Raw genomic sequence first — 8,553 nt, 5'->3', positions numbered from 1 at the left:
ACGACCTTCAAGAAGCGCGGGTCTTCGATCCAACCGAGCGCGGAGAAGCGCGGGATTGGAGGGCCGCGCATCGACGCTCGAGGTGTCGAAAACTGGCGGCAGGGAAGCATTGGGTCACGCTGGGCCGTAGAAGTGGACGAGATGAGCGACCTGGAGGAAGGCCAGGCCGCCGGACAAATGGAGTCGCTACCTCTCCGCGACAGGCAGCAACAAGAGCAGACCGCCTCGTGCACAAGGGTTTGCTCGTCCGCATCACCGGCAAGTCACGCCGCTCCGACCAGGAACTCGACGCGGCCTGACCAACCCCTCCGCAACAGTGCCGGCCGGCAAGCGTCGCGCTCGCGTGATCGCTCTGCCGGCCGTCTCCCTTCCTGCGATCCTGGCTCACGCGATCTAAACGCCGCGCCTTTTCAAGATCGTCTCCACATGAAGGGCGCCACGTTGCAATGGCTGGGTGTCACCCCGTCCTTCAGCCGGCCCCGAGTCTCGGACGACAATGCCTTCTCCGAGGCTCTCTTCCGCACGCTGAAGTACCGTCCCTCCTTCCCGCGGCGGCCCTTTGCGACTGTCGAGGATGCGCACGCCTGGGTGACGCGCTTCGTGGACTGGTACAACACCGAGCACCGACACTCCGCCATCCGCTTCGTCACGCCTGACGACAGGCACTTCGGTCGCGAGGCCGCGCTGCTGGCTCGACGCCACCGGGTGTACCAGCGAGCCCGAGCCCGTCACCCCGAGCGCTGGAGCCGCGTCACGCGCAACTGGACGCCAGCGGGCCCCGTTCGTCTCGGCCCCTCTCCGAACCTCACCCCGGCCGTGCAGGAGATGAAGCGCATCGGCTGAACCCTCTCACGCGACATCTACCTTGACGCTCACCGAAACCCTCCCCCTGGGGTCAATGGTTCTGAGAAATCCACCCCTAGAGGGATCAATGGTTTTGAGGACCGACAGGTCGGTTACGCTCAATGGCAACTCATCCGCCGGAGCCAAATAATTGCACACACCACGAAATCCGCCCCACACCAGTCGCACAAGAAATTGCGGTAGAGTGTCCGCGCAGCGGATAGCACACACACTGCACGATCAACGGAGGAGCAATGCGTACACTGCTGACTCTGAGCTTCACGATCATCGGACTACAGTTCGGCTGCGGCGCGGGCGAAGCCTCAACGAGCGCTCAACCCGAATTGGCATCACGCGAGGAGCAACTGACTTCATGCGCAAGCAACTTCCACATCATCTACTATACTGACGCAACACAGACGACGATATCCGGCACAGATCTTTGTTTCTGCGGCGAGCAGATGACATCTTCTGGCATTCGGACGCGATTCAAGGTCGTGGACTACGATTACCCGTGCCGCCCCATGTCGCCGCCATCCCCACAGAACTAGCTCAACCTTCAAGCAACATACTCGCCCACAGGATAGCCGGCCTCAAAGCTTGCAAACTGGTGCCTGGTGTAGCCCCCATTTGGAACGGACAGAAGCGGCCTTGCTCTCAATCCATACCCAAAGAACAACTACCCCATGTTGTTCCCGGAGAATGGCGAGACACTTGTCAATGTGAGCGTTCCCCTGATCCGCTTCCAGGCGCGTCAATTCCATCCCCTACTGGCGAGGAGCCAGAACGATGATCGCCATTCCGATGAGCGCCACGACGGCGCCCGTGACATCCCACGCACTGGGTCGCTCACCCTCCACGCCCCACAACCACAGCAAGGCCACCGCGATGTAGACGCCCCCGTATGCAGCATACGTGCGTGAGGCCCCCGTGGGGTGGAGCGTGAGGAGCCACGCGAAGACGCCCAGACTCACGGCGGCAGGCACGAGTAGCAGCGGAGACTTCCCTTCACGCAGCCACAAATACGGCAGGTAACAACCGACCACCTCTGCCACCGCAGTCAATACGAAGAGGCCCAGGGCCCGCAGGAGGACGAACACGAGCAACCCCGTCCCACATCCCATGCCTCGTTGGCAAGTACGCCACTCGCGAAGACCGCCCCACCCCACTTCGCAGCAGCCCCGACAACCGGTCGCCATCGCCCCTCGGACCACGACCGTCGCCGGTGCTCCAGTGTAGACGTGTCGCTCGGCATAGGCATTGAGGACTGAAAGCAGCCCCCCTCTCTCGGGGCCCACCTGCAAGGAGTCGCCAGAACCTGGCATCCCGTCCAAAGGAATCCAGGTCTTTACATGCAACATGAATCACCTGGCCTGCCTGGATCCTTCGGACGACTGAGGACGAGAGCGGCGCCGCCCTGGGCCATCTGCAGCGGAGGAGAGGCCAGGCAGCGGCTCCGGTCGGCCACGAAGCGGGGGAGCCTTCGAGCAACCGAGCTGCTCTCCGGGGCAATCGCCGCGAGGTCGCGGGAAGACGCGAGCCCTCCGTCGTAGGCGGCAGGGACGGAGGGAGGCACGGCCTGTCGAGCGGCGTCATCCCCTCCGTGTCCTCCTACCTTTCCTCCACATGACTCGAGCGTCTCCTCCCCATCGTCGAGCCTTGAAGGTTGCGCTCGCCATCGTCGGCGCGGCCTTGGTGCTGACCATCGCGGCGATGGCCATCAAGCCTTCCTGGCTCGGTGAGCGACTGCGTGCCCAGGTCGAGGCAGTGGCGACCCGCTCACTTGGCCGCAAGGTGACCATCGAGAAGCTCGACGCCCACTTGCTCCCCACCCCCGGAGCCACCATCACGAACCTCCGTGCCGAGGGCGCGGGCTCCGAGCCACCTTTCCTCCAAGCCTCCCGTGTGACGGCGACCGTCCAGCTCTGGCCTTTCCTGCGGAGCCTCGGCAAGGACGTGCGTGTGGGCTCGGTGCACCTCGTGGAGCCCACGCTGAACCTGGTTCACCACGGGGATGGCTCCTGGAACCACGAGACACTCGAACGTCCGCCCGCGAGCCCCTCCGGGGCGTCGGGAGGCGACACGGCCATCGAGCACCTGCACATCCGGGATGGCGTGGTGCGCGTGATGGACCAGGCGTCGGAGGGAAGGCCCGCGGTGGTCGCCCTCCAGGACATCGACGCGGACTTGAATCATGTCGGGCCAGGCCACCCACTCGAGGGCAAGGTGCGGATGGCGGTGGCCGCGCCCAAGCAGAACGTGGAACTGGACCTGAAGGTCGATTCGCTCCCACGAAGCCTGCCTCAGGCGGGGCAGCCGTGGCCTCAGGTGACAGCACGCCTGAAGAGCAAGGACATGTCCGTGAGCGCATTCCGTCGTTTCCTCCCCGCCTCCGCGACGGAGTACTTCACCGCGGGAGCGCTGGATGTCGACGCGGACCTGAAGACCGACCAGGGTCATTACGTTCTCTCGGGACATGGCGCCGCGAAGGGCCTGCGGCTGCGCGGCGACGCGGCGAACGGCTCGTTTGCCTTCGACTCGCGCGTCGACCCGCATCAGCCGAAGACAGCGAAGGTGTCTTTCACGCAGATCGCCCTGTCGGGCCCCGGGCTCGAGCTGGGAGGAACCGCGTCCGCACAACTGGAACCCGCGCGCGTGCGCTTCTCCCTGGCAGGAAAGGAACTGGACCTGGGACACCTGCTCGGTGCGATGCCGGCGCGCTCCGCCTCGGAGGAGGCGCGACCCCCCGCCACGCCACTCATCTCGAAGCGAGCGGGGATTGGAAAGGTGGACATGGCCGGAACGCTCCACCTCGCGACCCTGCGCCATGGCGCGCTCACGGTATCGGACGTCGACGTCCAGGCGACGCTGGACGATGGTGCCCTCGTGCTCCAACGCGGCACGGCGAATGTCTATGGCGGACGCGCGAACATCACTGGCTCTCGCGTGGACTTCACGAAGGCACAGCCGGAGTGGTCGCTCAGGGCGACGCTGGATGGGCTGGACACGGCGAAGGCCTTCCAGGCACTCACGGGACACTCCTCGCTCCAGGGGGCGGCCAGCGGTGACCTCCAGCTCTCCGGGGCGGGCTTGGACTGGGAGCGGGTCCGAAACCAGATGACGGGCACGGGGACCTTGCGGCTGCGGGACGGCGTCTACACGTCGACGGACCTGGGCGCGACGGTGGCACCCGCCGTTTCGCAGGGCCTGGAGGCGCTGGGAAAGAAAGCGACCTCCGAGTCGGTGCGGAAGGCGGGACAAGGCACGCACTTCAAGGACCTGGACGCACGCTTCCGCATCCAAGGGGGGTGGGCGTCCTTCACCCAGCCCATGGCATTCGATTCCGACCTGGGGAAGGGAACGCTGGATGGACGGGTGTCATTGGATGAGCGCCTGGAGCTGAAGGGAACGGTTCAAGCATCCCAGCAGTTCGTGTCTGGACTCACCCACGGCACGGTTCCCATCAAGGCGCCGGTGTCTGTTCCCATCACAATCACCGGCACGGTGAAGGACCCGCAGGTGAAGGCCGGCAGCCCCACCGACATCGCACAGGGATTGCTGCCGGCGGTGCCCGTTCCGAAGGAGCTCGAGGGCCCCGCGAACCAGGCGCGCAAGGGGCTGGAGAACCTCTTCCAGAAGCGGCCCCGCGAGAAGTGAGGAGTGCACCAGCGCAGACCCTCCGGCACGGGTGGGCCTCCCCCGCACGGCGACCACCGTGTGCTCCTCGCGAAGCAGCACGGTGGCGAACCACGCTCACGAACCCGCGTGACGAGGGCCCGCGCCCTCAGGGCAGACGGAAGACGCGCAGGTTCTCCTCGCCCCTTCGCACGAGCACGAGCGCGTTGTGCGTGGCCAGGTAGAAGAAGCGGTTCTTGATCAAGTCATGCCACCCTCCGAAGCCACCCGCCTCGTACTCGGGCGCCTCCTTCAGCGTGAGGGCTTCCGGGTCGATGATGAACGTCCGGTACTCGTAGCTGCCATCGCCGTCCCCGTCGTAACGGAACGCGGCGATGTACTTCTTGAGCGGCGGCACATAGGCGAGGACCTGCCCCTCGAAGTACTCGTTGTAGCAGCGCGACAGCACGAGGGTGCTCGTCAGGTCCAGGCGCCCCCACACTCCCGTGTCCATGTCGTAGGAGAGCATTCGCGGCGGGAAGGTGTCGTGGGAGGCATCCGGCGCGGGGAAGCTCATCAGCTTGCGATCCACCCGGACCACCTGCGCGAAGAACCAGACGGCGGGCGTCACCGTCTCCCACTTCCAGGCCTGGTCATCCGTGTCGAACGACCACCAGCGTGAATAGCTGTAGTTCTCCGTGGGACCGAAGAGGTACTGCTTCTTCACCTCGTCCCAGAACGTCCAGCCCGCCGCGCCGCCGTATCCCGTCACGCCGTCATACTTGGCGCCCGGCGTGTTGAACGGCGTGTGCCGCGTCCACTTGCGCGTCGTCAGGCTGTAGCGCCACATGCGACGGACGCCGAAGGCCACCTCCTGCAGGTCCGCGTTGTAGACGAGCCCGTTGTACGTGTGGCGCGCGGTCGGGTTCCCCGTCGACGCCGCGGGACGGTCCGGATCGAAGAACTCATCCGAGTAGACATCGCTGGTCGGGTTCGCCGCGGCGTACGCACTGGCGGGAGGATACGTGCTGTACGTGTTCCCCCAGGTGACACCGGCCCAGTTCGCGGAGTTGTCGGGGAGCTGCTCGATGCTCCAGCGCATCTTCGACATGTCGAAGCGATACAGGCCGTTGTTCGAGCTGTCGGCGTGCCCGCCACCGAAGGCCCACCACCGCGCGTTCGGCGCGTCGAGCGCGATGCCTGAATAGGCATTGATGACGCCCGAGATTCCCTGCGAGCCGAGATCCCTGTACCCCGGGAGCGCGGCCTTCACCGCCGCATCGAGGTCGGTGATCGGCGTCCCCGCGACCTCGATCCACCGCCCCTTGGGAACCGTCTCCCACGACACCTCGTTGACGAGCCCCGTCGAGTCCCGCCCCGGAGTCCACACGTTGCCGGAGATCGAGCCGGTCTCCGTGCCATTCCCCCAGGTGAACGAAGGCCCACCCGCATCCGGAGTCTGCGTCCCACCGTCGGATCCGCCATCAGCCGGCTGCGTCCCGCCGTCGGAACCACCGTCGGCGAGCTGCGTCCCGCCGTCAGAGGGAGGCCCTTCATGCGGGTCGTCGGACGCGCTGCATCCCGAGAGGCCTCCCGCGACCGCGAGCCCCAAGATGAGAAACCAAGATGATGAACGTCGGCCCAGACTGACTGCGGTCATGCTTCGCTCCCGGACTGGAGGACAGAAACAGCGCCGGGCCCCAAGGCAAGGCACATGCCACGAGAGGTCCGATTCGACTCTCCAGTGAAACCCCCGAAAACCGGATTCCACGTCGCTGCTTCTCCGAGGGCCCCACACCACAGCGTGTAGCCCGGGGGCCCCACACCGGCGTTTCACCCATGCGGTGCTTCGGTTCCACGGCCTCCCCGCGACCTCGCGGCGTGTCGTGGCGACGTCCTGAGTGAGGCATTGGACTCGCGAACCCGGGCACCTCGTGACGACGGCACGCCCCACCACGGCGAGGCCCCTCGGACCCGGCTTCGATCACCCATCCGGGATGCGCTATGAAGGGCACCACAAGGAGTCCCACCCATGCGCCGAGCCCTCGTTCCATTCCTCCTGGCCATCGCCGGCTGTCAGCCCGACGCCGCGAGCAGCGAGGTCGTGGCCCAGCAGGAGGTGGGCTTCACGCAGGGCGAGGCCCCAGCCCAGGGGCCCAAGGCGCTCGCTCCCGAGCCCGCGTTCAACGGTGGCTTCGAGACGCGCGACATGGGCTCCTGTTACGTCGTCGCGGGCCAGACCGAGTGCGACTGGCCCGTGGGTGTGCCGACGGGATGGCGCATCCAGCCCCCGCACCAGCACCACGAGGGCCTCTCGTTCGTCTACTCCGAGGGACACAATCCCCAGGCGCCGCTCACCAACCGCCGGGTTCCCCACGCCACCGCGCTCGTCGTCTACCCCTGCGTTCCCGGGAGCCAGATGACGCTCGCGAAGAACGGGTGCGTCGACCAATACGTCCTCGTCTCCGACTACTTCCCCATCGTCGCCTCGGCGGATTACCGGCTGTCCGTCTGGGTGCGTTCGTATTCCTGGTGGCCCACCACGACGGAGCAGCGCAGCGCCGTCTGGGTGCGCGTGGCCTGGCTCGACGCCGCCTACCAGTGGATTCGCACGGACTACCACTACGTGACGCCCGACCTCGTCCCCGTCCTCGAGTGGACCCAGGATGGAATGGACGTCACCGCGCCCGCCAACGGCGCGCACGCGCTCACGGAGCTGGTCATCAACCAGGTCGGTGATCGGTTCCTCTACATCGACGACGTGCGGCTGGAGCCCCGCTAGCCGCCGTCACCGCATGAAGAGGAGCAGCAGCGTCGGGACGGCCGCGAGGACCACGCCCAGGCCCAGCGCGAGCAAGCGCTGCACGAAGTACAGGTCCTCCAGCGTCTCCACCAACGCGCCTTCCAGCCTGTCGATGGCCAGCGTCTCCAGCGACTCGATCGCGCTCGGCACGTCGGGCGCGGTCAGCACCGAGCGCAGCGCGACGAGCCCCAGCACGCGATGCGATTGCTCCATGAGGAACTGCTCCAGCCACTCCATCCGGGACGGCGCCTCCTCCCGCTCCGAAGCAGGCTGCCGGAGTCGCTCCACCACGGACTGCTCGATGGCCTGGACGAGCTCGGCCCGCCCCAACCGCCCCTTGCCGCGCAGCCGCTGCGCCACCTGGAGCGCCGCGGGCTTGATGACGGCATAGACGTACCCCATCAGCCCGCGCGACTGGACCTCTCGCGCGAGTCGATCTCCAACGCCCTGGAGCATCAGGACATAGCCTCCCGCCAGGGCGAGCGAGAGCGGCGTCACGACGAAGCTCGTGAACAGCAACCACGGAGGGATGGGCGCGCCCCCCGTGAATCGAGGCGACAGCGCGAAGACCCCCGCCATGAGCGCGCCGAACGCGCCGAACAGGAACATCCCCTTCAACGCGCCCCACAGGCCCGCGCCCAGCAACGCGGGCACCACGCCGACGAACAGGCGCACGCCCCCGCGCGCGAGCCCCGCCAGCCGTCGCCGGGTCCCGCTGACGACGCGTGTCCCGCCCATGTCTTCGCCGTCCGCGCGAGGCAGGTCCCCAGAGGACTGCTCGGGCAGTGAACGGGGCCTCGAGGCCGTGCTCATCCGAGGCGCTCCCCGGTCCGCGTCTCGGCGCGAAGCTCCTCTTCGGCCCAGCGGTCCACGTCCTGGGGACTCGGAGGAGGAAGCGGTGCCACGGCGCCAGCGCGACGCCCGCGCCACCACACCAGCAACATCGCGCCCCCGAAGAGGAGCGCGCCGAAGGTGAGCCGCGGCAACAGCCAGCCGAGCGCCCCCCGTTGGGAGGTGTCCCGCTCCTCGCGCCACGCGTTCCACGTCCCGATCGCCGCGAACACCGCGAGGACGGCGGCGAGCCCCAGCATGCCCTGTCGATCCGGGCCGGCGGCCACGCTCAGCAGGGCGATCAGCCCCGAGGCCGTCCACAGCAGGAACCGGCCGACCCGGAATCGCGTCAGCCCCACCAGCACGTCCGCGACCGGCCGCGTGCCTTCGCCACTCAAGGAAGACCCCTCACGCGCCCCATCCTAGTTGGCGCAATCCGACGACGAAAGCCGAGCGCCCCG

At 67.1% G+C, this 8,553-nt stretch carries 6 protein-coding genes and 1 pseudogene; 3 read left to right on the top strand and 4 right to left on the bottom strand.

Translation table 11 applies throughout. From position 1 onward, the window contains the following. Positions 1 to 426 precede the first annotated feature (426 nt). Positions 427 to 843, top strand: a pseudogene (locus tag LZ198_RS28735) (integrase core domain-containing protein); the annotation flags it as partial. A gap of 767 nt (positions 844 to 1,610) precedes the next feature. Here LZ198_RS28735 and LZ198_RS28730 read toward each other — a convergent pair. Beyond that, positions 1,611 to 1,967 carry a YnfA family protein gene (locus tag LZ198_RS28730; RefSeq protein ID WP_253975283.1) on the bottom strand — a complete coding sequence of 119 codons (357 nt, stop codon included), beginning with the start codon at positions 1,965 to 1,967 and terminating at the stop codon, positions 1,611 to 1,613. A 502-nt stretch (positions 1,968 to 2,469) separates the two neighbouring features. Between LZ198_RS28730 and LZ198_RS28725 the strand changes: the two genes are divergently transcribed. Next, complete coding sequence (locus LZ198_RS28725) at positions 2,470 to 4,500, top strand: AsmA family protein (RefSeq protein ID WP_456094079.1); 2,031 nt, start codon at positions 2,470 to 2,472, stop codon at positions 4,498 to 4,500. Between the two features lie 127 nt (positions 4,501 to 4,627). Here the strand turns inward: LZ198_RS28725 and LZ198_RS28720 are convergent, their stop codons facing one another. Then, positions 4,628 to 5,848: a hypothetical protein gene (locus LZ198_RS28720; protein WP_253975281.1), complete on the bottom strand. Its 1,221-nt coding sequence runs from the start codon at positions 5,846 to 5,848 to the stop codon at positions 4,628 to 4,630. A gap of 642 nt (positions 5,849 to 6,490) precedes the next feature. Here LZ198_RS28720 and LZ198_RS28715 point away from each other — a divergent pair. Next, the gene (locus LZ198_RS28715; RefSeq protein WP_253975280.1) at positions 6,491 to 7,240 is read left to right on the top strand and encodes a hypothetical protein; all 750 of its coding nucleotides are present in this window, start codon (positions 6,491 to 6,493) and stop codon (positions 7,238 to 7,240) included. Positions 7,241 to 7,246: 6 nt separating this feature from the next. On the opposite strand, the gene LZ198_RS28710 is transcribed toward LZ198_RS28715, so the two are convergent. Then, on the bottom strand, positions 7,247 to 8,074 hold the full coding sequence (locus LZ198_RS28710; protein WP_253975279.1) for a hypothetical protein: 828 nt from the start codon (positions 8,072 to 8,074) through the stop codon (positions 7,247 to 7,249). Continuing rightward, positions 8,071 to 8,490, bottom strand: a complete 420-nt coding sequence (locus tag LZ198_RS28705; RefSeq protein WP_253975278.1) for a hypothetical protein — start codon at positions 8,488 to 8,490, stop codon at positions 8,071 to 8,073. Before LZ198_RS28705 ends, LZ198_RS28710 begins: the two co-directional genes overlap by 4 nt. Positions 8,491 to 8,553: the final 63 nt, after the last annotated feature.

This window comes from Myxococcus dinghuensis (assembly GCF_024198235.1).
GTDB classification, from domain to species: domain Bacteria; phylum Myxococcota; class Myxococcia; order Myxococcales; family Myxococcaceae; genus Myxococcus; species Myxococcus dinghuensis.
Note: the sequence above shows the minus strand (reverse complement) of the source record. Positions and strands in the feature narration are given on the sequence as shown.